We start from the raw sequence: 25,547 nt of genomic DNA on the forward strand, positions 1-25,547 counted from the left end.
TTACGCTGATAACAAGCGAGATTCCTGGGAGATGAAATTTAAGTTAGCGTAATTAATAATAGTGGCTTTATTTAGTATTTTTTGAATTCCTTACATTCCTGGCTATTGCACAACTGAATTTATGGCTCTATTATTAGGTCAACAAACCACCCCCCCATTATAAGTTTGAGATTACTACAATGAGCGAAGCACTTAAAATTCTGAACAACATCCGTACTCTTCGTGCGCAGGCTAGAGAATGCACCCTCGAAACGCTTGAAGAAATGCTGGAAAAATTAGAAGTTGTAGTTAATGAACGTCGCGAAGAAGAAAGCGCTGCAGCAGCTGAAATCGAAGAGCGCACTCGTAAACTGCAACAATATCGTGAAATGCTGATTGCTGATGGTATCGATCCAAACGAATTGCTGAACAGCATGGCTGCAGCTAAAACCGGCACCAAAGCAAAACGCGCTGCCCGTCCTGCTAAATATAGCTACGTTGATGAGAATGGCGAAACTAAAACCTGGACTGGCCAGGGTCGTACTCCTGCTGTTATCAAGAAAGCCATGGATGAGCAAGGTAAACAGCTGGATGACTTCCTGATCAAGGATTAATCAAGCCACATTCCATAAAATCCCGCGTAATGCGGGATTTTTTTTAACCACAATTTTATCACCAACATCCCCTTACACTCTGTCATAGAATCTTATTCGGCTATTGCCATCTCTTACATTCAAGCGGGATAACGAGTGTTATGGGCATAAAAAAACCGGTGGGCAACGCCTCACCGGTCTCAAACATTTGCTGCCTTGGTTATTTCTTAATACCCACGCTCTCTTTGAGCCAGGTTTTAAATTCTTCACCCAGGGTATTGTGGCGAATGCCATATTCAACAAATGCCTGCATATAACCGAGCTTATTACCGCAGTCATGGCTCTTACCTTTCATATGGTAAGCCTCAACGGTCTCTTTCTCGATCAGCATATCAATAGCATCGGTCAGTTGGATCTCATCACCCGCTCCTGGAGGCGTTTTAGCAAGCAGAGGCCAGATTTCCGCACTCAGGACATAGCGACCCACCACTGCCAGGTTAGAAGGCGCCACGTCGGCTTTTGGCTTCTCTACAACGCCAACCATTGGCACGCTTTCGCCAGGCTCAAGGTTAACGCCTTTGCAGTCAACCACACCGTAAGCGGTTACGTCTTCAACTGGCTCAACCATAATCTGGCTGCTACCTGTTTCATCAAAACGCTTGATCATCTCAGCCAAATTATCCTGAGAAAGATCTGATTCGTATTCATCCAGAATAACGTCAGGCAGTATTACCGCCACTGGCTCATCACCGACAACAGGGTGGGCACACATAACCGCATGACCCAGGCCTTTAGCCAGCCCCTGACGAACCTGCATAATAGTCACGTGCGGAGGGCAAATAGACTGCACTTCCTGTAACAACTGACGCTTAACACGCTTTTCCAGCATGGCTTCAAGTTCAAAACTTGTATCGAAATGGTTTTCGATAGAGTTTTTTGATGAATGCGTAACCAGCACAATTTCAGTGATGCCGGCTGCGATACACTCATTAACGACGTACTGGATTAATGGCTTATCAACCAGAGGCAGCATCTCTTTAGGAATCGCCTTAGTTGCTGGTAACATCCTGGTCCCCAATCCCGCTACCGGGATAACGGCCTTTCTGACTTTCGAATTTAGGGCAGCCATTCAAATTCTCCTGAGCTGTTCAAGTTTTGAACTTTTATGCAATAAATAACGCGTTGAGTATATCAGCCTCGCCCCACAGTTCGGGTCTGAAAAGAACGCGTTGCCGATCAATTAGGATAAATACGCATGAATCTGGGCAGGGATAGTAGCACTCCCCACAAAACACAGGTAAAGCAATCTTAAAATTACGATCCAATTGCTTATTCCGTGGACAACATTAATCGTAACCGTCCCCCGGCACCCCAAATTTGGCACTGCCAGGAGGAGCAACGATGGCTAATTTGATTAAGATACGCTGTTCCCAGTGTCCCAAGCGGCACACCGTTGCTTACCTGAATATGATGTTCACCCGTATTCAGTGAGGCGTTGAGGCCCGCTGAAACGAGGATCAGATTCTTTAAACCACTATGGTAATAACCGACCAATAGCGGAAACTGTCCAGGCAAATTGGCCTGACGAAAAAGTTGGTTCACTTGTTTTAGTAAACTGCCCAGTTCCGGAAGCCGTTGCCCCTGATGCGATAGCTGCTCTTGCAAGAGACCATTAAATAGCGCACGAAGTAATAACGCCGCTAATACACCATTATCCCCTGCCCGGGTAACATCCAGGGAATAAAAAGCCAGGTCTGAATCAGACAGCGGTGCAATATCCAACACCAGCCCAGGTTGGTCCGCAGCAACCAGCTGGCGATAGTTTATCCGACAATGTGAAATAGTTTGCTGTACGGGCGGCTGGAGTTCCTGTAACAGTTTAGCCGCGGCAGGTGGATTACTTACCAGGGCATCCCAGTCCTGAAACAGACGTTCCTCTTCCTCTACCCGGGAATTAAACATGTTCGGATAAAGACAAGCTAACACCGTCTCTCGTAACCGGTTCAGGTCCTTGACCGGTTTAAGCAGGATATCCTGAACCCCAATTCGCAGCGCTTTGGCAATATCTGCCATATTCTCTGTGGCAGATATCACCAGAATCGGTGTCTGATTGCCTTCGTTACGGAGATGTTCAACCAGCTTCAGTCCGTTCATACGCGGCATCGCAATGTCACAAATCATCAGGTCCGGGGTGATGCTGACCATTTTTTCCAGTGCGTCTATGCCATCTTCAGCCAGCGAAGTGATTGCTCCCATTGAGGATAACCACGAATCCAGTAGCGATCGGAAAACGGCCTCGTCTTCAACAATCAAAATGTGTTTTCCGGCCAATGGCTGCGTCATGGTTCCTCCCCTGGCTGACAGTAATTAAATAGTGGCATGCTATCAGCACTACCGCCTGTCAGATTTTGCTGAAGTAATCAAAAAAAGGTGCTTAACGTGCTGTTCGCACAAAAGGCAACAGCTCATCCATTTTCTTTTCGACGGCTATCGAGCCCGCTGCGATGGCGGCCTCAGCTCGATGGAAATCAAGGGTAGATATTTGCGGACAGTACGGTTGAATCAGAATATCTGGAGGGTCGCCAGCCATGCGGTTTCGCTTAAGGCGATTCTCAAGAACCTGGATAGAGGTAGTCATAATTTCAATGGCCGTCGGCGCAGTCACAGAGCGTCGAGCGGCCATACGCCCGATTCGTCCACGCAAACGTTCATGCCAGGCCAGTTTCTCGCCTTCGGCATCTTCGCTCTGGAGATTCACCGGCATGAGATCTTGTTGCATCAGGTGGGCGTCATGCTGTAAATCCACGGCAATGACGATGTCGGCACCCATCGCACGCGTCAGGGAGATAGGGACCGGGTTAACAACGCCACCATCGACAAGCCAGTAACCGTTATGCGGAACAGGAGCCATTAGTCCCGGCATACTGCAGGAGGCACGAACGGCAAGATGAATATCACCTTCAGTAAGCCAAAGCTCGCGTCCCGTGCTGAGGTTCGTCGCAACAGCGCCGAAAGGCATCTGACAGTCAGTGAAGTATTCAAGAGGCATAACCTGGCGGAACTGGTTAAAAACGCGTTCACCGCGCAACAGCCCACCACGCTGCCATGAGAGGTCCATCAGGCGCAGCACGTCCCAGTAGCTGAAGGAACGTACCCAGGTTTCAAGTTCCGGAAGCTTTCCGCACGCGTAAGCGGAGCCGACAAGCGATCCTATTGAACACCCTGCAACAATATCAACCTCAACACCCATCTGGTTTAAGGCATTAATCACGCCGATGTGTGACCATCCCCGGGCTGCACCTGAGCCCAGCGCCAGTCCAATTTTAACCTTTCTCATTAGCCCTGTTTTACGTCCCCTGGATTCCTGACATGACATCAACGCAACTGCTCAGTTAACATAGTGCTACCCGAAGCGTTTTACGCCCTTATTTTTTGTTCCAGGAAGAGAATCGTGTCTCAACTCTGCCCTTGTGGTAGCGCTCTGGAGTATAGCCTATGTTGCCAGCGATATCTTTCTGGCGATCAGGTTGCACCAGACCCGTCACACCTCATGCGTTCACGGTACACTGCTTTTGTGATCAAAGACGCAGACTATCTGATCAAAACCTGGCACCCGTCTTGCCATGCCGCCGATTTTCGCCAGGACATTGAAGCTGGCTTCGCCAACACGCAGTGGCTTGGACTGACCGTTTTTGAAGCATCGGCCGGAAACGACGACAACGAAGGCTACGTCAGCTTTGTTGCCCGCTTTATCGAGCGCGATAAAACGGCGGCCATTATCGAGCGTTCCCGGTTCTTAAAGGAAAGCGGGCAATGGTATTATATTGACGGAACGCGCCCACAGTTTGGTCGTAACGATCCCTGCCCATGCGGTTCAGGTAAAAAATTTAAAAAGTGTTGCGGGCAGTAATGCCTGACAACCCAGACTTCGCAAATACACAAACAGGATTTCCCGGCGATGCAATCACTACAACGTAAAGTTCTGCGCACCATCTGTCCCGATCAAAAAGGACTGATCGCACGAATTACCAACATTTGTTACAAACATGAACTGAATATCGTGCAGAACAACGAGTTCGTTGACCACCGTACCGGTCGTTTCTTCATGCGTACCGAACTGGAAGGTATTTTCAACGACACGACCCTGCTTGCCGATCTGGATAGCGCGTTGCCGGAAGGCTCCATACGTGAACTGACGCCTGCAGGTCGACGCCGCGTCGTGATTCTGGTGACCAAAGAAGCACATTGCCTTGGCGATCTGTTGATGAAAGCAAACTACGGTGGTCTGGACGTCGAAATTGCTGCCGTGATCGGCAATCACGAGACGCTGCGCACGCTTGTTGAGCGTTTTGATATTCCGTTCGAACTGGTGAGTCACGAAGGTCATACGCGTGAAGAGCACGACGACCTGATGGCGCAGGCCATTGAAGCGCATAATCCCGACTACGTCGTGCTGGCGAAATACATGCGCGTGCTGACGCCATCCTTCGTGGCGCGTTTCCCAAACAAGATTATCAACATTCACCACTCGTTCCTGCCAGCCTTTATTGGCGCACGTCCTTATCATCAGGCGTACGAGCGTGGCGTGAAGATTATCGGTGCGACTGCGCACTACGTGAATGACAATCTGGATGAAGGTCCAATTATCATGCAGGACGTGATTCACGTGGATCACACCTATACCGCAGAGGACATGATGCGCGCGGGACGTGACGTCGAGAAGAACGTCTTAAGCCGTGCGTTGTATCAGGTGCTTGCCCAGCGCGTCTTCGTCTACGGTAACAGAACTATCATTCTTTAATCTTTTGGAAAATGAATTGATTAGCTTTGCACCTTTACGGATAAAAAGCAGCCAAACAACTTCATTTCCCTAAAGGAATGCTTTACAGGGGCGTCTCATTTGATATGATGCGCCCCGCTTCCGACAGGAAGCAGGCCAGTAAAAAGCATTACCCCGGTGGGGGTTCCCGAGCGGCCAAAGGGAGCAGACTGTAAATCTGCCGTCATCGACTTCGAAGGTTCGAATCCTTCCCCCACCACCATCTCTCAGCAGTACCTCAAAATTTGAATTACCCCCGGTGGGTTCCCGAGCGGCCAAAGGGAGCAGACTGTAAATCTGCCGTCATCGACTTCGAAGGTTCGAATCCTTCCCCCACCACCATCACTTTCAAATGATCCCAAATCTTCTGTTCGCACCCAGTATCATGTATTTCCGTAACGGGGAAGGATGAGAAGCTTCGACTAAGGTTCGATTCGAGCGTAGCGAGAAAGCGTTGCCGCAGGCAACGACCCGAAGGGCGAGGCGCAACGCGCCGAGTAATCCTTCCCCCACCACCATCACTTTCAAATAACTCCAAATCTTCTGTTCGCACCCTGTATCATGTATTTCCGCAACGGGGAAGGATGAGAGGCTTCGACGAAGGTTCGATTCGAGCGTAGCGACAAAGCGTTGCCGCAGGCAACGACCCGAAGGGCGAGGCGCAACGCGCCGAGTAATCCTTCCCCCACCACCATCACATTAAAATCAACAATTACATCGGCGGTAGCCGTCTCTTCACCGGCGAACTCTTCACGATCGACGTATTACACTGGGCATGCTCCGCCAAACCGTCCAGCAACCCATCAAGCTGCTCGATTGAACGCACCACCAGCCTAATCACAAAGCAATCTTCCCCGGTGACTTTGTCGCTCTCAATACACTCCGGCATCGCCTGAATGTATTTATCCACCTTATGCAATAACCCCGGTAAAGGCCGCACACGCACCAGCGCCTGCAGCGTATACCCCAGCGCCGCCAGATTAACTCGTGCGCCATACCCCTGAATCACACCACGCTCTTCCAGCCTTTTCAGCCGCTCTGCCGTGCTGGGTGAGGTCAGACCGATGCGTCCGCTGAGCACCTTCAAAGACATACGCGCATCCTCGACCAGACAGGCCAAAATTTGTCGGTCGATATCATCGAGAAGGAATTCCATCATTTTCACCTAATTTTAAAAAGCCATCACTGCATTTCACCTTATCTCATCCCTGTAAAACCCGACAGTGATTCTCGACAATAGCGTCATACAATCAGGAGGTGGATGATGCGTGATTTACATAAAGGCGTCTGGCAAATGAGCCTGGCGATGTTAATTTCCGGCTCGATTGGCGCGTTTGTTTTACTTTCCGGTCTGCCTGTAACGGAAGTTGTGTTCTGGCGCTGCCTTATCGGGGCCATTGCACTGTTTATTTTTGTTCGGATGAGTCAAAAGCCGTTCAGTCCCCTCACCCGGACAACACTGTTACTGGCCATTCTCGGTGGTGTGGCACTCGTGGTGAACTGGCTCCTGCTCTTCGCTGCCTATGAACGAATCTCTATTGGTCTTTCTACTGTGGTGTATAACACCCAGCCGTTTATGCTGGTTTTGATGGGGATGTTTTTAGGTGAACGTGTCAGCCTGGTGAAATGGGGTTGGCTATTCCTCGCCTTTGGCGGTGTGGTGATATTGCTTTCCAGTGAGCTGACCGGAGCGCATAGTGCCAACTGGCTGACGGGTATCGGTCTGGCAATGGCGGCAGCCTTCTTCTACGCAGTGACCGCCATTATCGCTCGTAAGCTGCGATCCATTGCGCCGCAGCATATTGCCTTTATTCAGGTGCTGACCGGCGTGGTAATGCTTCTGCCGTTTGCCCACATGCCCTCATTATCAGGGGATTTTCCGTGGCCAATTTTGTTGACGCTGGGCATCGTCCATACCGGCATTATGTATCAGTTGCTCTATAGCGCGATCCAGAAGCTGCCTACACCCATTACCGGCTCGTTGTCGTTTATCTATCCGGTGGTAGCGATTATTGTCGATAATCTGGTATTCGGACACTCGCTGAACCTGACGCAGCTGGCGGGCGGCGCACTGATATTGTTTGCTGCGGCTGGCAATAACCTGGGCTGGGGCGAAAAAAAACCCCGCGAGTGCGGGGTTGGGATCAAAACAGCAAATTAGCGACGGGCGCGCACAATCTGGTATTTGCGCGTCAAATACTCTACCGGCGCGCTCCAGATATGTACCAGTCGGGAGAACGGGAACAGCACAAACAGCGTCATCCCCAGCACCAGATGCAGGCGGAAGATAAACGCCACGCCGTCCAGATGCGCCGACGCACCACCATGGAAAGTCACCACAGATTGTGCCCAGCCGACCAGCTTCATCATTTCGCTGCCGTCCATATGCTGTGCAGAGAACGGAATGGTCAGCAGGCCCAGCGCGCACTGCACCATCAGCAGGGAAAGGATGAGGATGTCCGCTGCGGTAGTGGTCGCACGCACACGCGGGCTGAACAGACGGCGTTTCAACAGCAGTAAACCACCCACCAGCGTCATCACACCGCAAGCGCCCCCTGCGATCATCGCCATCTTCTGCTTCACCTCAATGGGCAGCCACGCTTCATACATCCAGTGCGGCGTCAGCATCCCGAGGAAGTGACCGGCAAAAATCCCCAGAATACCGATGTGGAACAGGTTAGAACCCACATGCATCCCTTTCCGATCCAGCATCTGGCTGGAGGCAGCACGCCAGGTGTACTGACCGTAGTCATAACGCAACCAGCTTCCCACCAGGAACACGGTGCCCGCGATATACGGGTAAATGTCAAAGAAGAACATATTCAGGAAGTGCATTATTGCCGTCCTCCGTTAGAGATATTCAAATATTGCGGGGCCACAGCGCCTGCAAAACGGCGCTGGTGAGCCGAGATTTCAGACTCGCCGCAGCTCTGGTCAGCAAAGAATTTCACCTGTTCTTCTTCCCAGACGGCATCCAGCGCCTGCGGCGTATCGTCGCGGGCTTCATCGGCGATTTTCTCCGCCACTTTTTCACTGTCGACAGATGCGTTAGCCAGTTTCACCAGCAACTCGAACAGTACCGCATAGCGGCTCTCGCGCTGCTGAAGACGCGCGCTGAGCAACGCCAGGATCGGCGCGATGTCCTGGAGACCACCGAGGGCCTCTTCTTTCGGCAACTGCGCCAGATACTCCAGATACAGCGGCAGATGGTCAGGCAGCTCGCGGCTGTCGAGTTGCAGGCCGTGCTGCTCATACTGCGCCATCAGGTCAACCATCGCCTGACCACGGTCACGGGATTCACCGTGAACATGTTCAAACAGCAGTAAAGAGGTTGCGCGACCCCGGTCAAACAGTTGGCTGTAATCCGCCTGCGCATCCAGAAGATCACGCGTTAACAGGTCCCGGAAGAAAATGCCCAATGTCTGGGCATCCTCTTTATCCAGGTTTTCAGATGCTGCGAGTGCATCGAAAAGTTCCTGTTGATGCTGCACAAGCGCAGCATCCGGGTACTCGAGCAAACGAGAAACGATAACAAGTTCAATCATGGGTGCGGCTCCGTTTTACTGGTCACATCCATGGCGTCGATGCGGCGGCTGTTGAACAGGTTGAATTTGCTGTCTGACCCGTGGCAACCGTCGCCAAAGGTAAAGCCGCAGCCGTTTTTCTCCGGGAAGGCTTCGCGAGCCAGTTCACGGTGGCTGCTCGGTACGACGAAACGGTCTTCGTAGTTGGCAATGGCCAGATAGCGGTACATCTCCTGCGCCTGCGCTTCACTCAGACCGACCTCTTCCAGCGCACGGGTATCAATAACACCGTCTACCGTTTCCGCACGTTTGAAGTGGCGCATTGCCAGCATCCGCTTGAGTGCCAGCAGTACTGGCTGCGTATCACCGGCAGTCAGCAGGTTCGCCAGGTATTGAACCGGAATACGCAGGCTTTCCACGTCCGGCAGAATGCCGTTGCTGCCCAGCTCGCCCGCATCTGCAGCTGACTGAATCGGCGACAGAGGCGGCACGTACCAGACCATCGGCAGAGTGCGGTATTCCGGATGCAGCGGCAGCGCCAGCTTCCAGTCCATTGCCATTTTGTACACAGGAGACTGCTGTGCGGCGTCGATCACGCTCTGCGGTACGCCATCTTTCAGCGCCTGTTCAATCACTTTTGGATCGTTAGGATCGAGGAACACGTCCAGCTGACGCTGATACAGATCTTTCTCGTGCTCGGTGCTGGCGGCGTTTTCAATCGCGTCCGCGTCATACAGCAGCACGCCGAGGTAGCGAATACGACCTACACAGCTTTCAGAGCAGACGGTCGGCATCCCCGCTTCAATACGGGGATAACAGAAGATGCACTTCTCGGATTTCCCGCTCTTCCAGTTGAAGTAGATTTTTTTGTACGGGCAGCCGGTGATGCACATACGCCAGCCGCGACATTTATCCTGGTCGATCAGCACGATGCCGTCTTCTTCACGCTTGTAGATGGCGCCGCTCGGGCAGGTCGCCACGCACGCCGGGTTGAGGCAGTGCTCGCACAGGCGCGGCAGATACATCATGAAGGTATTTTCGAACTGGCCGTACATCGCCTTCTGCATGTTCTCGAAGTTCTGGTCTTTGGCGCGTTTCTCGAACTCGCCGCCCAGAATCTCTTCCCAGTTTGGACCGCTGGTGATCTTGTCCATGCGCTGGCCGGTAATCAGCGAGCGAGGACGGGCGATCGGCTGGTGTTTGCCTTCCGGCGCGTTGTGCAGATTCTGGTAGTCGTAGTCAAACGGCTCGTAGTAATCATCGATGCCCGGCAGATGCGGGTTAGCGAAGATTTTTCCCAGAAGCCAAGCGCGGTTACCCATGCGCGGCTGCAGCTTGCCGTTGATTTTACGGATCCAGCCGCCCTTCCACTTCTCCTGGTTTTCCCAGTCGGTCGGGAAGCCGGTGCCCGGCTTGCTTTCCACGTTGTTGAACCAGGCGTATTCCATACCTTCACGGCTGGTCCAGACGTTTTTACAGGTGACCGAGCAGGTATGGCAGCCGATGCATTTATCCAGATTCAGCACCATGCCGACTTGTGAACGAATTTTCATTTTACGCTCTCCTGTACCTGGTCATTACCTTCGCCGTCTAACCAGTTAATATTCTTCATCTTACGTACCACCACGAACTCATCGCGGTTCGATCCTACGGTGCCGTAGTAGTTAAAGCCGTAGGCCAGCTGAGCATAGCCACCGATCATATGGGTCGGCTTCGGCGTAATGCGGGTCACGGAGTTGTGGATCCCGCCGCGCTGCTCGGTAATTTCTGACCCCGGCAGATTAACGATACGTTCCTGCGCGTGGTACATCATGGTCATCCCGGCCGGTACGCGCTGGCTCACCACCGCACGCGCCGTCAGGGCACCGTTGCTGTTGAACACTTCGATCCAGTCGTTATCTTCAATACCCAGATCTTTGGCATCCGTTTCGCTCATCCAGACAATCGGACCGCCGCGCGACAGGGTCAGCATCAGCAGGTTGTCGCTGTAGGTGGAGTGAATACCCCACTTCTGGTGCGGCGTCAGGAAGTTCAGCGCCTTCTCAGGGTTACCGTTCGATTTCGCGCCCATCACGGCTTTCACGGAGCGGGTGTCGATTGGCGGACGGTACACCAGCAGGCTTTCACCGAAGTCGCGCATCCACTGGTGATCCTGATACAGCGACTGGCGGCCTGACAGGGTGCGCCATGGGATCAGCTCGTGAACGTTGGTGTAGCCCGCGTTATAGGACACATGCTCATCTTCCAGGCCTGACCAGGTCGGGCTGGAGATAATCTTGCGCGGCTGGGCCTGAATATCGCGGAAGCGGATTTTCTCTTCCTCTTTATTCGTCGCTAGGTGGGTATGGTCGCGACCGGTGAACTCGCTCAGGGCCGCCCAGGCCTTCACCGCCACGTGGCCGTTGGTTTCCGGTGCCAGAGTCAGGATCATCTCTGCGGCATCAATCGCCGTGTTCAGCATTGGCTGGCCTTTGGCCGGGCCGTCCGCTTTGGTGTAGTTAAGCTTGCGCAGCAGATCCATTTCGCTCTGGGTGTTCCAGGCGATCCCTTTCCCGCCGTTACCGATTTTCTCCATCAGCGGGCCGATAGAGGTAAAGCGCTCCCAGGTTGCCGGGTAGTCGCGTTCAACCGGAATAATGTGCGGTGCGGTCACGCCCGGGATCAGGTCGCACTCGCCTTTTTTCCAGTCCTTCACGTCCAGCGGCTGCGCCAGTTCGGCAGCGGAGTCGTGCTGGATTGGCAGCGTCACCACGTCGGTTTCTTTACCCAGATGCCCGACGCAGACTTCAGAGAATGTCTTCGCGATGTCTTTGTAGATATCCCAGTCGCTTTTCGATTCCCACGCCGGGTCAACGGCCGCAGACAGCGGATGAATAAACGGATGCATATCCGAGGTATTCATGTCGTCTTTTTCGTACCAGGTCGCGGTTGGCAGCACAATGTCGGAGTACAGGCAGGTGCTGGACAGACGGAAGTCCAGGGTCACCACCAGATCCAGCTTGCCGTCCAGGCCGTTATCTTTCCATTCCACTTCTTCTGGCTTCACGCCTCCCTGCTTGCCCAGATCTTTCCCCTGAATACCGTTCTCGGTACCGAGCAGGTATTTCAGCATGTACTCGTGGCCTTTACCGGACGAGCCCAACAGGTTGGAGCGCCAGATGAACAGGTTACGCGGATGGTTTTTTCCGTTCTCCGGCTGTTCTGCCGCGAAACGAATGGAACCGTCTTTGAGAGACTTAACGGTGTAATCCACCGGCGACATGCCCACTTTCTTCGCCTCTTCTGCAATGCGCAGTGGGTTGGTGCCCAGTTGAGGTGCCGATGGCAGCCAGCCCATGCGCTCTGCGCGCACGTTGAAATCGATCAGGTGGCCGCTGTAACGGGATTTATCCGCCATTGGCGAGAGCAGTTCTTGCGCGGTTACGGTCTCGTAACGCCACTGGCTGGAGTGGTTATAGAAGTAGGATGTGCTGTTCATGTGGCGTGCCGGACGCTGCCAGTCGAGGGCAAACGCCAGCGGCTGCCAGCCGGTCTGCGGACGCAGCTTTTCCTGGCCCACGTAGTGCGCCCAGCCACCGCCGCTCTGACCGACACAGCCGCAGAAGATCAGCATATTGATCAGGCCACGATAGTTCATATCGAGGTGATACCAGTGGTTCAGACCGGCACCGACGATGATCATCGAACGGCCGTGCGTCTTGTCGGCATTTTCCGCAAATTCACGCGCGATACGGGTGATTTGTGCCCGAGGAACGCCAGTGATCTGCTCCGCCCACGCAGGGGTGTAGGCTTTCACCTCGTCGTAGTGAGTTGCGCAGTTTTCGTCGCCCAGACCACGTTCCAGACCATAGTTTGCCATGGTCAGGTCATAAACGGTGGTGACCAGCGCCATGGAGCCGTCAGCCAGCTGCAGGCGTTTTACCGGCAGCTTATGCATCAGAACGTTCTGCAGCTCGACCTTGTTGAAGTGCTCGGAACCTTCACCACCGAAATACGGGAAGCCCACATCGGCGATCTCATCCTGACTGCCCAGCATGCTCAGGCGCAGTTCCGTCTCTTCACCGGTCGTGCCGTTGCGTTGCTCAAGATTCCACTTACCCTTCTCACCCCAGCGGAAGCCGATAGAACCGTTCGGCGCCACCAGCTCGCCGTTGCTGGTGTACGCAACGGTTTTCCACTCAGGGTTATTTTCCTGGCCCAGCGCGTCCACCAAATCGGCGGCACGCAGCGTACGGCCTGCAGCGTAGTAGCCATCACGCTCTTCCAGCATGACCAGCATTGGCATGTCAGTGTAACGACGCACGTAGTCGGTGAAGTACTGGCTAGGCTTATCCAGGTGGAATTCACGCAGCATGACGTGGCCCATCGCCATCGCCATCGCGGCATCGGTACCCTGCTTCGGTGCCAGCCACAGATCGCAGAGCTTGGCGATTTCCGCGTAGTCAGGGGTCACTGCTACGGTTTTGGTGCCTTTGTAACGGACTTCGGTGAAGAAGTGCGCGTCAGGCGTACGGGTCTGAGGCACGTTAGAGCCCCAGGCGATGATGTAGCTGGAGTTGTACCAGTCGGCGGATTCCGGCACGTCGGTCTGCTCGCCCCAGGTCTGCGGAGACGCCGGCGGCAGGTCGCAGTACCAGTCGTAGAAGCTCAGGCAGGTACCGCCGATAAGTGACAGATAGCGAGCTCCGGAGGCGTAAGAGACCATCGACATCGCCGGGATGGGTGAGAAGCCCGCTACACGATCAGGACCGTAGGTCTTAACGGTGTAGACGTTAGAGGCAGCAATCAGCTCGTTCACCTCTTTCCAGGAAGAACGCACAAAGCCACCGCGGCCACGAGCCTGCTTAAAACTTTTCGCTTTGTCAGCGTCTTCGATAATCGACGCCCAGGCATCAACCGGATCGCTGTGCTGAACTTTCGCTTCACGCCACATTTTCATCAGGCGCTTGCGCATCAGCGGGTATTTCAGCCGGTTAGCACTGTAGAGATACCAGGAGTAGCTCGCCCCACGCGGGCAGCCGCGCGGCTCATGGTTTGGCATATCCGGACGAGTGCGCGGATAGTCGGTCTGCTGCATTTCCCAGGTCACCAGACCATTCTTAACGAAAATCTTCCAGCTACATGAGCCAGTGCAGTTCACGCCGTGGGTCGAACGGACGACTTTGTCATGCTGCCAGCGCTGGCGGTAACCGTCTTCCCAGTCCCGGTTGGTATCCAGAACCTGGCCGTGCCCATCGGCAAAGGTTTCGCCCTTCTGCTTGAAGTAGCGAAACCGGTCCAAAAATTTGCTCATCGGGTATCTCCTGTGTGGAGCCTGTGGCTCTCTAAATCGACATTGCTGATTTGCAGCGAAGGTAACGCCCTGAAAGAGGGGGAGAATTGATAACGATCAAGACGACGAGGGACTTTCAGGCGAGGTATTAAAGCGAATACCACCAAAGCGGTAGCTTTTTATTTCCCATATAACGATGATTTATATGAATATTTTTATTTCGCCATACAAAAAGACGGAGACGATTTAACATCCCAGGTATTAAGGGGTAGAACCACCTGCAAAGCGATGGCGATCACAGTGTTACCCGCAGATTTCCTCTTCAAACTCGTCAGTATGTTGTAACTATTCACGAGCCAAAAAAAACGCGGCCCGAAGGCCGCGTAAACGGATAATCAAACTTACTTATTTTTCTTAGTATTACGGCCATATACCAGCCACGTGATCACAACGCAGGCGATATAGAAGACGAGAAATACTTTCATTGCCCCCGCCGGAGAACCGGTCAGATCAAGAGAGATACCGAACGCTTTCGGAATAAAGAAGCCGCCAATTGCGCCGATGGCAGAGATAAAGCCCAGCGCTGCCGCCGTGTCCGTCGCCGCTTCACGCATCGCCTGCTCTACGGTTCCACCCTGCGCTTTTACGCGATCCATGGTCAGTTTACGGAAGTTCACGGAAATCATCTGGAAAGTAGAAGCGCTGCCCAGCCCGGCAGTCAGGAACAGCACCATAAACACACCGAAGAAGGCGGTGAAGTTACCCCCCTGTCCGTCAGTTGGCAGCGTCAGGAACAGCAGCGCACAGAAGACAGCCATTACCACAAAGTTCACCAGCGTCACACGCGTCCCGCCCAGACGGTCAGACACCATGCCACCCAGCGAACGCGCCAGGGCACCAATAAATGGCCCAAAGAAGGCAAACTGTAGGATCTGAATGTCCGGGAACTGCGTTTTCGACAGCATGGCGAAGCCCGCAGAGAATCCGATAAACGAACCGAACGTTGCCAGATACAGCAGCGCCATTACCCACAGATGCCCGCGCTTCAGCACCGGCAACTGCTCGCTCAGTGACGCTTTTGAAGCTGACAGATCGTTCATAAAGAACCAGGCTGCCAGAGTAAAGATCACCAGGAACGGAACCCAGATCCAGGAGGCGTTTTGCAGATACAGGGAAGATCCATCCGCTTGCTCAACGCCACCGCCGCCAAACGCTGCGAAAATGGAGACAGAGATCGCCAGCGGTGCAATCAGCTGCATCACGCTCACGCCCATGTTGCCGAGACCGCCGTTAATACCCAGCGCGCCGCCCTGTTTCGCTTTCGGGAAGAAGAAGCTGATGTTTGCCATACTGGAGGCGAAGTTCGCACCCGCAAAACCACACAGCAAGGAGATAATCACGAACACGCTAAACGAGGTAGACGTATCCTGCACCGCAAAACCGAGCCAGACACATGGTACGATCATGATACCGGTGCTGAATGCCGTCCAGCGACGGCCGCCAAACACCGGAACCATAAACGCGTAAGGCACTCGCAGCAATGCGCCGGATAAAGACGGCAGCGCGGTCAACATAAACAGCTGATCGGTTGTAAAGGTAAAACCGACTTTTGGCAGGTTTACCGCCACCGCACTAAACAACATCCAGACGCAAAACGCTAACAACAAGCACGGAACGGAAATCCACAGATTCCGGCTTGCTACACGATGGCCGCGCTGTTGCCAGAACGCCGGATCCTCTGGACGCCAGTCTGTAATAACGGCACCATTTTCCCTTTCGGGAGCGGATGAGTGACTCATAGACACCTCTGATTCTCGAATGATGCTGCAAACATTAGGGTTTTAGAGCGGCGGTAAGTTGATATAAATCAAAGGAAAAGTGGGAGGATTTGCGGCGAAAAAAAAGCTCTCATCCTTAATGAGTAGGTTATTACGGTAAAAAAGATGTGGTTTTTCACGGTACTGACGTTTCCTTGCTACCCCCACCCCCTTCCCGTTACTCCGTTGGCAATTTGGGAGTAATCCTTTATTGGTATGGGTATACTCCAGGGTATGCACCAGAATAGCGCCATTCCTGCAAGCAGGCCACGTCAGGAGCACGGCAACTCTATGTTAAAAAGATGTTTATCTCCGCTGACACTCGTGAATCAGGTCGCGCTGATCGTTTTGCTGTCCACCGCCCTCGGCGTGACGGGCATGGCGATCTCCGGCTGGCTGGTACAGGGAGTACAGGGTAACGCGCATGCCATCAATGAGGCAGGCTCGCTACGTATGCAGAGTTACCGTCTGCTGGCATCGGTTCCTCTGACGCAGGGCGATCAGCCACTGATCGATGAAATGGAACGCACGGCGTTCAGCCCGGAACTGGAAAACGCCGCCATTCGCGCCGGTCAGCAATCTCAGCTTAAAGCACTCCAGGGCTACTGGCACACTCAACTGCAGCCGGGGCTGAAGCAGGCGCGCGGTCCAGAAGCGGTTGCGCATGACGTTGCAGGTTTCGTATCACGCATTGATTCCCTGGTCTCCGCATTTGACCAAACCACCGAATTACGTATTGACCGGGTAGTGATGATGCACCGTGCAATGGCGCTGTGTATGGGGCTGTTACTCATCTTCACCATTGTCTGGCTGCGCGCACGGCTGCTGAACCCCTGGAAACAGCTGCTGGCAATGGCCCGCGCCGTCACCGCACGCGATTTTACCCAGCGCACGCACATTAGCGGGCGCAACGAGATGGCGATGCTCGGCCAGGCGCTGAATACCATGTCGGCAGAACTCTCCGAAAGCTACGCGGTGCTGGAGCAGCGCGTTCAGGAAAAAACGGCCGGGCTGGAGCAGAAAAACGAGATGCTCTCCTTCCTGTGGCAAGCCAACCGTCGTCTGCATATGCAGGTACCGCTATGCGAGCGTCTCTCGCCGGTACTGAATGGCCTGCAAAATCTAACCTTACTCCGCGACCTGGAGCTGCGGGTCTACGATGTTGAAGATGAGGAAAATCATCAGGAATTTACCTGTCAGTCCGATATGACCTGTGATGACAAAGGTTGCCATCTTTGTCCTCGCGGCTTGCCGCCGTTGACGTCAAGCGGCACCACGCTGAAGTGGCGGTTGACGGACAACCACACCCAGTACGGCATTCTGCTGGCAACCCTGCCGGCTGGTCGTCACCTTAGCCACGACCAGCAACAGCTGGTTGATACGCTGGTTGAACAGTTGACGGCCACGCTGGCACTCGACCGTCATCAGGAAAAACAGCAGCAGCTGATCGTCATGGAAGAGCGCGCAACCATCGCCCGCGAGCTTCACGACTCCATCGCCCAGTCGCTCTCCTGTATGAAAATGCAGGTGAGCTGCCTGCAAATGCAGGATACGGAGATGCCGGAAAGTAATAAACAGCTGCTGAGCCAGATCCGCAACGAGCTGAATACCTCCTGGGTGCAACTTCGTGAACTGCTGACCACTTTCCGTCTGCAGCTCACTGAGCCGGGCCTGCGCCCCGCTCTGGAATCCAGCTGTCACGAATTTAGCGCCCGGCTGGGGTTCCCGGTGAAGCTGGATTACCAGTTACCGCCACGGTTTGTTCCGTCGCATCAGGCCATTCATTTACTGCAGATCGCCCGTGAAGCGTTGAGTAACGTGCTCAAACATGCCGGCGCGACGGCGGTAACCGTCACCGTCAGCCAGCACGCTAATCAGGTCAGGCTCACGGTTCATGACAACGGCCGCGGCGTGCCGGAAAATGCCGAACGAACTAACCACTATGGTTTAATCATCATGCGAGACCGCGCCCAAAGCCTGCGCGGTGATTGCCAGGTTCGCCGGAGAGAGACAGGTGGCACGGAAGTTGTTGTCACCTTTATTCCCGAGAAACCGCTCACAACTGCTCAAGGAGAAACCCATGACTAATCAGGAACCGGCATCAATTCTGTTGATCGACGACCATCCGATGCTGCGTACTGGCGTGAAACAGCTGGTCAGCATGGCACCCGATATCACCGTCGTTGGCGAAGCCAGCAACGGTGAACAAGGCATTGAGCTTGCCGAAGCGCTTGATCCCGATCTGATCCTGCTTGATCTCAATATGCCCGGAATGAACGGTCTGGAAACCCTCGACAAGCTGCGGGAAAAATCCCTTTCCGGTCGCGTGGTGGTCTTTAGCGTGTCGAACCATGAAGAAGATGTGGTCACAGCGCTAAAGCGTGGCGCGGACGGCTATCTGCTGAAAGATATGGAGCCGGAAGATCTGCTTAAAGCGCTGCAACAGGCTGCCGCAGGTGAGATGGTGCTGAGCGAAGCATTAACGCCGGTACTGGCCGCCAGCCTGCGCGCCAACCGCGCCACCTCCGATCGCGACGTCAGTCAGTTAACGCCACGCGAGCGCGACATTCTCAAGCTGATTGCTCAGGGTCTGCCAAACAAGATGATTGCCCGCCGCCTGGATATCACCGAAAGCACGGTCAAAGTACATGTGAAGCACATGCTGAAGAAAATGAAGTTAAAATCCCGCGTTGAAGCCGCTGTGTGGGTACATCAGGAACGGATTTTTTAAGCATTACTCATCCGGCAGCAGCCTCCAGCGCGGGTCATCGTTGGGTAATGCGACCAGCGGTTGCACCACGATAAGCGTGATCTCATTGGAAGAGACGCGCTGGCCTTTCTCATCGTCTACCACTGCCGACAAGTGCCAGCGGTTAGTTGCCCCTTCCCGGCTATCCCAGGCAGGCATAATCACACTCCAGCCATCGCCGCTGTTGCTGTTCGCCGGTGATGTCAGGCTCAATGCCTGGGTATCACCCTGCCAGTGGATCTGACGAATACCATGCGCGCTGCGAATTTGTAGCTTCAGCATCACGGTCTCGCCCCCTTTCAGATCCCACGGTGGCGTCGCCAGATACACTGATAACGTTTTGCGCTGGCGGAACTCCATAACCGGCAGGTTGTCCCGCTCCGGCGAGTCGTAGCGGCTCCCGCGCAGGGAGCGCGTGGCGGCGACTTCTCCGGCAGAGATCTGCTTTATAAACGGTACGCCGAAGCGATAGTTAAGCTTCAGTCCGAGATTATTTTGACTGACGCCACTCTCTCCCTGCTTATGGGCGGCCGTCAATGTGACCAGCGGAACAGGGGTATAGTTGAGCCCCAGATTTACCGCGACAGGGTTGTGATAGCCGGTTCCGGTATTGAACAGGTCGACGTTATCGCCAAAATATTGCTCGAAGCTAACGCTGGTGTTCAGATGATGGAACCACGGCAACCAGGCTTTGGCGGTGACATCATACCCGCGCGCCATGCGCTGCTCCTGTACGTCGGAACCGTCGCGCCAGCTGGCAAACGGCTGATAGTAGTTAGCAGACAGACGCAGATTTTCGCCCCACGCTTCCGCGCCCAGCCCGGCACGCTGCAGGTTTTCATCCAGCAGGTTATCGTAAAACGTGTTGTAGCCCACCAACCACTTGCCGGCGATCCAGCGCTGACCTACCCCGGCGTTACTGACCAGGCCATCCGTCTGCTGCGTCACGCCAAACTGGCTCCAGCTCAGGTAACGGTTGTTATCATTCCAGGGGATAAACCAGCTCCCGCTACTGCCGTTAAATTTACCGTCGTCATTCACCAGCAAGTTTACGCTGGCGTTACCCCACGGGGAGAGCCAGGATTCAATCTGCTGGTTCACTTCCCCACTCACCGCATCACGTACCTGACCAAACGCAAACTGGCGCGCCTGCTCGCCCGTGGTCAGACCGTTATCGGTCATACTGGCTTCACCAAACGCTTTTGCCATTTCGGCCAGGTGTTTTTCTCCCTCGCCAGTTGGGGGGGACATACCGAGATCGGGCAAACTATCCCCGTTGTTATCAAAGGGATTTTCTGCCTGATGCATAAAGGAATTCGGGGCACCGTGAACGGCTCCCGCCGTAAGAAGGGGGAGTAATAACAGAAAACGAATGCAGGACGATACAGCCATCAACGTCGGGTTTAGCGCCTGGGTTTTGTTAAAGACGCTCTTACCTTAACGCTATTAAGAAAGAATTGCAGCCTTACGGGAAATTTCAGGAATATCCTGAAGTTTATTGTCGGCTGTAGACGGCGTAAACTCGGTAAACCCTATATTATTCGTGCCTTTTTAAGAACAGGAGTCAACATGCAGAAGATAGTGATCATCGCCAACGGTGCGGCTTACGGCAGCGAATCCCTTTTTAACAGCCTGCGTCTGGCTATCGCACTCCGCGATAAAGAGAGCGAACTGGAGTTACGGCTCTTTTTAATGTCGGACGCGGTCACTGCCGGGCTGAAGGGACAGAAACCTACAGAAGGCTACAACATTCAGCAAATGCTGGAGATCCTCACCGCGCAAAATGTGCCGGTGAAGCTGTGCAAGACCTGCACCGACGGCCGCGGCATTACCGGTCTACCGCTGATTGATGGCGTAGAGATTGGTACGCTGGTTGAGCTGGCCGAGTGGACGCTGTCCGCCGATAAAGTATTAACTTTTTAATAATAAACCCGTAAAAATATTATTTTCTTATGGACGCGGTTTCAGCATCAAGTTTACCTGCAAGGTTGCCGATAGGCATGGAAACAACACAGCAGGTATTTCACTTATGTTCAGATCGATTCGTGCACGCATCATCGCCGCGACGGCAGGCTGTCTGGTCGTCGCCCTTCTCCTCAATACCGTTATTAACTTCCAGGTCACGCGTCAGGATAACCAGCAGTCACAGCGCGATATCCTGACCAGCACCAGCGCCAGCCATAACATGGCGATTGCCGACTGGGTAAAAAGCAAAATGACGGTGATCGCCTCCGCTCAGACCGTGGCGCTGAGTGACGATCCGGTTCCGGTATTCAAACAGCTTGCGCAGGCGGGGGGATTCACCAACGTCTATGTTGGTTATGCCAGCAAGACAGCCAAATTCTCTGACCCAGCGGGCGTCCCCGCGGATTATGACCCGACCATTCGCCCCTGGTATCAGCAGGTGGTAAGCCAGGACGCCCCGGTCGTCACCGCACCTTACGTAGATGCCGGTACCGGGAAGCTGGTGGTGACGTTCGCCGTGCCGGTGAAAGAAAATGGCACCCTGAAAGCCGTGGTAGCAGGCGATGTGGCCATGGATAGCGTGGTCGCTAACGTGCGCGGGATCCATCCGACCCCGGCAAGTAGTGGATTACTTCTGACCAGCGATGGCACCGTGATTGCTGCCAATGATCCGGCGCTGACGCTTAAACCGTTTGCCGAGACGATCAAAGGTATCGATTTTGCGGCGCTGAAAAGCGGTAATCCGGTTGACGGCACATTCGATGACAAAGAAAAAACCTTTGTTGCGACGGCCGTGCCAGGCACTAACTGGATGTTAGTTGTCGCCCTCGACAATGGCGATGCGACATCCGGCATGCGTTCCCTGCTTAAAGCGTCGGCTATCTCGCTGGTGATCCTGGCTCTGCTGAGCGCCGCTATTGTTCACTTCCTGATTGCCCGTCTTCTGAAGCGACTGTCTGACATCCGCGACGCGATGCACAACATTGCTAACGGGACTAACGACCTGTCGCAGCGCCTGCCGGATGATGGTGAAGACGAAGTCGCGCAGATTGCACAAGCGTTTAACGCCTTCAGCGATAAACTCTCCGTCGTCATGGTACAGCTCCGTGATGCCAGCGCATCGGTGAAAAATGCCGCGCAGGAAATTGCGGCTGGTAACCAGGATCTTTCCGGACGCACCGAACAGGCGGCATCCAGCCTGCGCGAGACCGCCAGTGCCGTGGAGCAGATCACCGCCTCCGTGACGCAGTCGAATGAATCGGCAGCAGAAGCCAACGACCAGGCGAGCAAAGCCTCAGCGGCCGCGGCGCGCGGTGGAGAGGTGGTATCGCAGGCAATCAGCACCATGCAGTCCATCGAAGTGGCATCCGCAAAAATTGGCGATATCACCAGCGTAATTGACGGCATTGCCTTCCAGACCAATATTCTGGCGTTGAACGCCTCGGTGGAAGCAGCACGAGCCGGGGAACAAGGGCGTGGGTTTGCCGTGGTGGCAGGAGAGGTGCGTAACCTGGCAAGCCGTAGCGCTCAGGCGGCGAAAGAGATCAAATCGCTTATCGATTCCACCACTGACAGCGTGGCAACGGGCTCCCGTTACGTGCATCTGGCAGGGGAAAGCATGAATGAAATCCGCGCCAGCATCGGCAGCGTCTCGGGCATCATGCGTGAAATCTCCATCGCCACCAGCGAGCAAATGAAAGGTATCCATGAGATCAACCATGCGGTAACCCATCTCGACAGAATGGTACAGCAGAACGCCGAGCTGGTTGTGCAATCCGCCGCCGCCGCGGGCGCCCTGCAGAGCCAGGCGGGTGACCTTGCTGAAACCGCCGGACATTTCCGCATTTAATTTTATCCCGGCGCGCGTTTAGCGGGTAAAACGCGCGCCAGCTGAAATTTTTAGGGATTTTGTCATTTTTGTTTAATCGTTATGCCATTTTTTGATCAAAATCAGCATCCCGGCCCCTCCCCTTTGGTGTTATGCCATGAGTGAATTGTGAACAATATCACGCTCGGATATGGCAGCAGGGAGAGCGTTGTTTAAGACTACGGGGTAAAAAATGGCACTGGTAAAAACAAGTTTGAAACTGTTTGGCGGGGATACGGTAGTGGTTCGTTGTTCAGAGCGCTGCCGTATTCATCTGATGAGTTCAAAAGCACAAAAACAATCGCAGGCAGATATTCTGACCGTGCAGGATGATAAAGCCTGGCTTACGGTGCCCTATACCGGCACGTGGGATGTGTTGATCGACAGCCACAGTCAGTCACTGGAGCATTCTGTCAGCTACGTAGCAGCATGACATTAAACGCCCGGCGAGCCGGGCGTATTCTCAGGCAAAACCCGGTCGCAGCGAGCTGTTGAGCGGGTTCCCTTCCAGAAGTGCCTTCACCTTCACCACCAGTTCGTTCAGACAGTCGTCCTTCATACCGAGGCGGGTCAGTTCGTCATCAAGAGAGAAGAGATATTGCGCATTAGTACCCAACGGGCCACTGGCGGCAGCAATCAGCGGGGCAATCACCTGCGTACGGGTATCCGCTTCATACAGCGGATGGCGCGGGTCCATAATAAAGACCAGTGCATTGACGGTACGTCCGTCGTCCAGTTCCAGCTTGCACCAGCTCGGCATATAGCAGCCGGTAATCATCTCGCGCTTCCAGAGCAGCGTGAGCTCCTCTTCCAGCGTGGCGTCCGGAAGGCGATATGCCACACCCGTGGTGCGTCCGCCCTCTTTCAGTGCAAGCATGCGCCCAGGTTGACACGCGCTGCCACGCCCGGCCGTCAGACGCAGGCAAAATGCGCGGTGCCAGCCCGGCAGCGTTCCCGTTGCCGATTCGACAAATTCCAGAGCCGGGTTCCACATCAGAGAGCCGTAGCCAAAAATCCATACCGGGCCATCATCCGGGCGGCAGGCAAGCGTGGCAGCGAGTGACGCCGCACGTTGTTCAGCCGACCAGAGAAGCGATTCCTCAATAGCACCAAATGCCGTCTTACAATCTGCCTTCATTAAGAAATCACGCGTTAACACTTTACACCTCCGCCACTGCATGCTTCCTTGCGACATCTGTAATTCGCCTTCCCGGCATTATGTGCTGGTCATTTTGCCAGCAGTCAAATAACGATAAGCAATTAGCGGACCAGTTGCAATACAACGGAAGTTCAACCGCCTGAAAAGTCAAAATGAAGGCAGCGAATAATTTCACGGCTATTTCTTTTTATGCCATTTATCGTCGCCTCCTTTCTCATATTCATGTTTTACTGCGGCCCAGGCGACTTTGTGCGCCGTCTCTTCACGGCTGGCATCATCCCGGCGATCTTCTTTATCTTTGTATTGTTCCCAGGCGCTATTAAACGCTTCTTTGTAGATATCCTGTGCATGCGCGGGCAGCACGTTTTGCACGTTATCAGGTAATTCGCGTTTCGTTTTATAGGGCATCGCTAACCTCTCTTTTGGTTAAAGAGATAAGTGTGGACGACGATATGTCATGGTGCCAGTCGGTAAAAATTTCTGAAGACATTACATTCATAATGCAATGATATTTAAAATATATTTAATGAAGATCGCATCTTATATGCATCAAAGATAAAAATTACCACAAAGGGTAAAACTAAGTAAAAATTTAGGGGTATTTAACAGAGATCTGTTAGTTTAATGACCTCAAAAATCTATCTATAATTACAAGCACCTGCATTGATGGAGAAGCACATGACAGCAACACACGAGGCGGTAAAGACCCGCCACAAGGAGACGTCACTCATTTTCCCGGTTCTTGCACTGGCTGTGCTGCTCTTCTGGGGAAGCAGTCAGTCACTGCCAGTGGTGGTTGGTATCAATATTCTTGCTCTGGTTGGTATTTTAACCAGCGCCTTTAGCGTCGTTCGCCATGCCGACGTATTAGCCCACCGTCTGGGCGAGCCGTACGGTTCGTTAATTCTTAGTCTTTCCGTTGTTATCCTCGAAGTTAGCCTGATCTCCGCGCTGATGGCGACCGGTGATGCCGCACCGACGCTGATGCGCGATACGCTCTACTCAATCATTATGATTGTGACAGGCGGTCTGGTGGGCTTCTCGCTGTTATTGGGTGGTCGTAAATTCGCGACCCAGTATATGAACCTGTTCGGCATTAAACAGTATCTGATTGCCCTCTTCCCGCTGGCGATTATCGTGCTGGTGTTCCCGATGGCGCTGCCGGGTGCGAACTTTTCCACCGGTCAGGCATTGCTGGTTGCGCTGATTTCCGCGGCCATGTACGGCGTATTCCTGCTGATTCAGACCAAAACGCACCAGAGTCTGTTTGTGTATGAGCATGAAGACGACAGCGACGATGACGACCCGCATCACGGTAAACCGTCGGCCCACAGCAGCGCGTGGCACACGGTTTGGCTGATCGTGCATCTGATTGCGGTTATCGCGGTGACCAAGATGAACGCCAATCCGCTGGAGACGCTGTTAACCGAGTTGAACGCGCCGGTGGCCTTTACCGGCTTCCTGGTAGCGCTGTTGATTCTGTCCCCTGAAGGACTGGGCGCGCTGAAAGCGGTACTGAATAATCAGGTGCAACGCGCAATGAACCTGTTTTTCGGCTCCGTGCTGGCGACGATTTCACTTACCGTACCAGTGGTGACGCTGATTGCTTTTATGACCGGTAATGAGCTGCAGTTTGCGCTGGGTGCGCCAGAGATGATCGTGATGGTGGCATCACTGTTGTTGTGTCAGATTTCGTTCTCGACGGGACGCACCAACGTGCTGAACGGTGCAGCGCATATGGCCTTGTTTATTGCGTATCTGATGACGATATTTGCGTAGCCTTTTTGCCCTGCAAGCGAAGCG

The 25,547-nt window shown here is 53.8% G+C and carries 22 protein-coding genes, 2 tRNA genes and 2 other RNA genes; 14 read left to right on the top strand and 12 right to left on the bottom strand.

Annotated features, from left to right (window positions below):
* The first annotated feature begins 179 nt into the window (after positions 1–179).
* Positions 180–593, top strand: a complete 414-nt coding sequence (hns, locus tag ACJ9Y9_RS13370; RefSeq protein WP_008502781.1) for a histone-like nucleoid-structuring protein H-NS — start codon at positions 180–182, stop codon at positions 591–593.
* Between the two features lie 199 nt (positions 594–792).
* On the opposite strand, the gene galU is transcribed toward hns, so the two are convergent.
* The 3 genes from galU to rssA all read right to left on the bottom strand — a co-directional run bounded on the left by galU (position 793) and on the right by rssA (position 3,909).
* Positions 793–1,701: a UTP--glucose-1-phosphate uridylyltransferase GalU gene (gene galU, locus ACJ9Y9_RS13375; RefSeq protein ID WP_028018769.1), complete on the bottom strand. Its 909-nt coding sequence runs from the start codon at positions 1,699–1,701 to the stop codon at positions 793–795.
* Positions 1,702–1,901: 200 nt separating this feature from the next.
* A complete protein-coding gene (gene rssB / locus ACJ9Y9_RS13380) occupies positions 1,902–2,915 on the bottom strand; it encodes a two-component system response regulator RssB (RefSeq protein ID WP_028018768.1) in 1,014 nt (337 codons plus the stop codon).
* Positions 2,916–3,006: 91 nt separating this feature from the next.
* Positions 3,007–3,909, bottom strand: a complete 903-nt coding sequence (gene rssA, locus ACJ9Y9_RS13385) for a patatin-like phospholipase RssA (protein WP_032666960.1) — start codon at positions 3,907–3,909, stop codon at positions 3,007–3,009.
* 114 nt (positions 3,910–4,023) lie between these two features.
* On the opposite strand from rssA, the gene ACJ9Y9_RS13390 reads away from it, so the two are divergent.
* The 6 genes from ACJ9Y9_RS13390 (at position 4,024) to ACJ9Y9_RS13415 (ending at position 6,085) form a co-directional block, all read left to right on the top strand.
* Positions 4,024–4,482: a YchJ family protein gene (locus ACJ9Y9_RS13390; RefSeq protein ID WP_032666959.1), complete on the top strand. Its 459-nt coding sequence runs from the start codon at positions 4,024–4,026 to the stop codon at positions 4,480–4,482.
* A gap of 48 nt (positions 4,483–4,530) precedes the next feature.
* On the top strand, positions 4,531–5,373 hold the full coding sequence (gene purU, locus ACJ9Y9_RS13395; RefSeq protein ID WP_028018765.1) for a formyltetrahydrofolate deformylase: 843 nt from the start codon (positions 4,531–4,533) through the stop codon (positions 5,371–5,373).
* A 155-nt stretch (positions 5,374–5,528) separates the two neighbouring features.
* Positions 5,529–5,614 (top strand) — tRNA-Tyr (locus ACJ9Y9_RS13400).
* 35 nt (positions 5,615–5,649) lie between these two features.
* Positions 5,650–5,733 (top strand) — tRNA-Tyr (locus tag ACJ9Y9_RS13405).
* A 45-nt stretch (positions 5,734–5,778) separates the two neighbouring features.
* Positions 5,779–5,909: non-coding RNA, RtT sRNA (locus ACJ9Y9_RS13410), on the top strand.
* A gap of 45 nt (positions 5,910–5,954) precedes the next feature.
* A non-coding RNA gene (locus ACJ9Y9_RS13415) (RtT sRNA) lies at positions 5,955–6,085 on the top strand.
* An 18-nt stretch (positions 6,086–6,103) separates the two neighbouring features.
* Here ACJ9Y9_RS13415 and ACJ9Y9_RS13420 read toward each other — a convergent pair.
* Positions 6,104–6,547, bottom strand: coding sequence for an Lrp/AsnC family transcriptional regulator (locus tag ACJ9Y9_RS13420; protein ID WP_028018764.1), 444 nt, complete (start codon positions 6,545–6,547; stop codon positions 6,104–6,106).
* A gap of 108 nt (positions 6,548–6,655) precedes the next feature.
* On the opposite strand from ACJ9Y9_RS13420, the gene ACJ9Y9_RS13425 reads away from it, so the two are divergent.
* Complete coding sequence (locus ACJ9Y9_RS13425) at positions 6,656–7,552, top strand: DMT family transporter (protein ID WP_028018763.1); 897 nt, start codon at positions 6,656–6,658, stop codon at positions 7,550–7,552.
* On the opposite strand, the gene narI is transcribed toward ACJ9Y9_RS13425, so the two are convergent.
* From narI to ACJ9Y9_RS13450, 5 genes are all read right to left on the bottom strand, one after another.
* Positions 7,549–8,226 carry a respiratory nitrate reductase subunit gamma gene (gene narI, locus ACJ9Y9_RS13430; RefSeq protein ID WP_028018762.1) on the bottom strand — a complete coding sequence of 226 codons (678 nt, stop codon included), beginning with the start codon at positions 8,224–8,226 and terminating at the stop codon, positions 7,549–7,551. The genes ACJ9Y9_RS13425 and narI overlap by 4 nt on opposite strands.
* The gene (gene narJ, locus ACJ9Y9_RS13435; RefSeq protein ID WP_028018761.1) at positions 8,226–8,936 is read right to left on the bottom strand and encodes a nitrate reductase molybdenum cofactor assembly chaperone; all 711 of its coding nucleotides are present in this window, start codon (positions 8,934–8,936) and stop codon (positions 8,226–8,228) included. The genes narI and narJ overlap by 1 nt, the downstream gene beginning before the upstream one ends.
* The gene (narH, locus tag ACJ9Y9_RS13440) at positions 8,933–10,468 is read right to left on the bottom strand and encodes a nitrate reductase subunit beta (protein WP_028018760.1); all 1,536 of its coding nucleotides are present in this window, start codon (positions 10,466–10,468) and stop codon (positions 8,933–8,935) included. The genes narJ and narH overlap by 4 nt, the downstream gene beginning before the upstream one ends.
* Entirely contained in the window at positions 10,465–14,208 is a 3,744-nt protein-coding gene (locus ACJ9Y9_RS13445; RefSeq protein ID WP_028018759.1) for a nitrate reductase subunit alpha, read from the bottom strand. Before ACJ9Y9_RS13445 ends, narH begins: the two co-directional genes overlap by 4 nt.
* A 380-nt stretch (positions 14,209–14,588) precedes the next feature.
* Entirely contained in the window at positions 14,589–15,986 is a 1,398-nt protein-coding gene (locus tag ACJ9Y9_RS13450; protein WP_407226177.1) for a NarK family nitrate/nitrite MFS transporter, read from the bottom strand.
* A gap of 309 nt (positions 15,987–16,295) precedes the next feature.
* Between ACJ9Y9_RS13450 and narX the strand changes: the two genes are divergently transcribed.
* Together narX and narL are read left to right on the top strand one after the other, a co-directional pair.
* Entirely contained in the window at positions 16,296–18,092 is a 1,797-nt protein-coding gene (gene narX / locus ACJ9Y9_RS13455; protein WP_032666958.1) for a nitrate/nitrite two-component system sensor histidine kinase NarX, read from the top strand.
* Positions 18,085–18,735 carry a two-component system response regulator NarL gene (narL, locus tag ACJ9Y9_RS13460; protein ID WP_028018756.1) on the top strand — a complete coding sequence of 217 codons (651 nt, stop codon included), beginning with the start codon at positions 18,085–18,087 and terminating at the stop codon, positions 18,733–18,735. Before narX ends, narL begins: the two co-directional genes overlap by 8 nt.
* 3 nt (positions 18,736–18,738) lie before the next feature.
* On the opposite strand, the gene ACJ9Y9_RS13465 is transcribed toward narL, so the two are convergent.
* Positions 18,739–20,145, bottom strand: a complete 1,407-nt coding sequence (locus ACJ9Y9_RS13465) for a YchO/YchP family invasin (protein ID WP_028018755.1) — start codon at positions 20,143–20,145, stop codon at positions 18,739–18,741.
* A 177-nt stretch (positions 20,146–20,322) separates the two neighbouring features.
* On the opposite strand from ACJ9Y9_RS13465, the gene ACJ9Y9_RS13470 reads away from it, so the two are divergent.
* The 3 genes from ACJ9Y9_RS13470 to ACJ9Y9_RS13480 all read left to right on the top strand — a co-directional run bounded on the left by ACJ9Y9_RS13470 (position 20,323) and on the right by ACJ9Y9_RS13480 (position 23,018).
* Positions 20,323–20,676, top strand: coding sequence for a DsrE/DsrF/TusD sulfur relay family protein (locus ACJ9Y9_RS13470; RefSeq protein WP_028018754.1), 354 nt, complete (start codon positions 20,323–20,325; stop codon positions 20,674–20,676).
* Between the two features lie 106 nt (positions 20,677–20,782).
* The gene (locus tag ACJ9Y9_RS13475; RefSeq protein ID WP_028018753.1) at positions 20,783–22,567 is read left to right on the top strand and encodes a methyl-accepting chemotaxis protein; all 1,785 of its coding nucleotides are present in this window, start codon (positions 20,783–20,785) and stop codon (positions 22,565–22,567) included.
* A 211-nt stretch (positions 22,568–22,778) separates the two neighbouring features.
* Positions 22,779–23,018 (top strand): DUF1883 domain-containing protein, encoded by a 240-nt coding sequence (locus ACJ9Y9_RS13480; RefSeq protein WP_010432930.1) that lies wholly within the window; start codon positions 22,779–22,781, stop codon positions 23,016–23,018.
* A gap of 30 nt (positions 23,019–23,048) precedes the next feature.
* On the opposite strand, the gene ACJ9Y9_RS13485 is transcribed toward ACJ9Y9_RS13480, so the two are convergent.
* Both ACJ9Y9_RS13485 and chaB read right to left on the bottom strand, forming a co-directional pair.
* Positions 23,049–23,744, bottom strand: coding sequence for a gamma-glutamylcyclotransferase (locus ACJ9Y9_RS13485; RefSeq protein ID WP_028018752.1), 696 nt, complete (start codon positions 23,742–23,744; stop codon positions 23,049–23,051).
* A 177-nt stretch (positions 23,745–23,921) separates the two neighbouring features.
* Complete coding sequence (gene chaB, locus ACJ9Y9_RS13490; protein WP_028018751.1) at positions 23,922–24,152, bottom strand: putative cation transport regulator ChaB; 231 nt, start codon at positions 24,150–24,152, stop codon at positions 23,922–23,924.
* Between the two features lie 270 nt (positions 24,153–24,422).
* Here chaB and chaA point away from each other — a divergent pair, with 270 nt between their 5' ends.
* A complete protein-coding gene (chaA, locus tag ACJ9Y9_RS13495; protein ID WP_024907071.1) occupies positions 24,423–25,523 on the top strand; it encodes a sodium-potassium/proton antiporter ChaA in 1,101 nt (366 codons plus the stop codon).
* Positions 25,524–25,547: the final 24 nt, after the last annotated feature.

Origin of the sequence: Enterobacter sp. CPE_E1241, from assembly GCF_045618265.1 — a bacterium.
Taxonomy (GTDB): domain Bacteria; phylum Pseudomonadota; class Gammaproteobacteria; order Enterobacterales; family Enterobacteriaceae; genus Enterobacter; species Enterobacter adelaidei.

Bases quoted from the DNA above. Each gene is read 5' to 3' on its own strand.
- rssA (WP_032666960.1), bottom strand. From the start codon at position 3,909: ATGAGAAAGGTTAAAATTGGACTGGCGCTGGGCTCAGGTGCAGCCCGG.
- narL (WP_028018756.1), top strand. From the start codon at position 18,085: ATGACTAATCAGGAACCGGCATCAATTCTGTTGATCGACGACCATCCG.
- chaA (WP_024907071.1), top strand. From the start codon at position 24,423: ATGACAGCAACACACGAGGCGGTAAAGACCCGCCACAAGGAGACGTCA.
- narX (WP_032666958.1), top strand. From the start codon at position 16,296: ATGTTAAAAAGATGTTTATCTCCGCTGACACTCGTGAATCAGGTCGCG.
- chaB (WP_028018751.1), bottom strand. From the start codon at position 24,152: ATGCCCTATAAAACGAAACGCGAATTACCTGATAACGTGCAAAACGTG.
- narI (WP_028018762.1), bottom strand. From the start codon at position 8,226: ATGCACTTCCTGAATATGTTCTTCTTTGACATTTACCCGTATATCGCG.
- narJ (WP_028018761.1), bottom strand. From the start codon at position 8,936: ATGATTGAACTTGTTATCGTTTCTCGTTTGCTCGAGTACCCGGATGCT.
- ACJ9Y9_RS13425 (WP_028018763.1), top strand. From the start codon at position 6,656: ATGCGTGATTTACATAAAGGCGTCTGGCAAATGAGCCTGGCGATGTTA.
- narH (WP_028018760.1), bottom strand. From the start codon at position 10,468: ATGAAAATTCGTTCACAAGTCGGCATGGTGCTGAATCTGGATAAATGC.
- ACJ9Y9_RS13450 (WP_407226177.1), bottom strand. From the start codon at position 15,986: ATGAGTCACTCATCCGCTCCCGAAAGGGAAAATGGTGCCGTTATTACA.
- hns (WP_008502781.1), top strand. From the start codon at position 180: ATGAGCGAAGCACTTAAAATTCTGAACAACATCCGTACTCTTCGTGCG.
- ACJ9Y9_RS13445 (WP_028018759.1), bottom strand. From the start codon at position 14,208: ATGAGCAAATTTTTGGACCGGTTTCGCTACTTCAAGCAGAAGGGCGAA.
- rssB (WP_028018768.1), bottom strand. From the start codon at position 2,915: ATGACGCAGCCATTGGCCGGAAAACACATTTTGATTGTTGAAGACGAG.
- purU (WP_028018765.1), top strand. From the start codon at position 4,531: ATGCAATCACTACAACGTAAAGTTCTGCGCACCATCTGTCCCGATCAA.
- ACJ9Y9_RS13465 (WP_028018755.1), bottom strand. From the start codon at position 20,145: ATGGCTGTATCGTCCTGCATTCGTTTTCTGTTATTACTCCCCCTTCTT.
- ACJ9Y9_RS13420 (WP_028018764.1), bottom strand. From the start codon at position 6,547: ATGGAATTCCTTCTCGATGATATCGACCGACAAATTTTGGCCTGTCTG.
- ACJ9Y9_RS13475 (WP_028018753.1), top strand. From the start codon at position 20,783: ATGTTCAGATCGATTCGTGCACGCATCATCGCCGCGACGGCAGGCTGT.
- ACJ9Y9_RS13470 (WP_028018754.1), top strand. From the start codon at position 20,323: ATGCAGAAGATAGTGATCATCGCCAACGGTGCGGCTTACGGCAGCGAA.
- ACJ9Y9_RS13480 (WP_010432930.1), top strand. From the start codon at position 22,779: ATGGCACTGGTAAAAACAAGTTTGAAACTGTTTGGCGGGGATACGGTA.
- galU (WP_028018769.1), bottom strand. From the start codon at position 1,701: ATGGCTGCCCTAAATTCGAAAGTCAGAAAGGCCGTTATCCCGGTAGCG.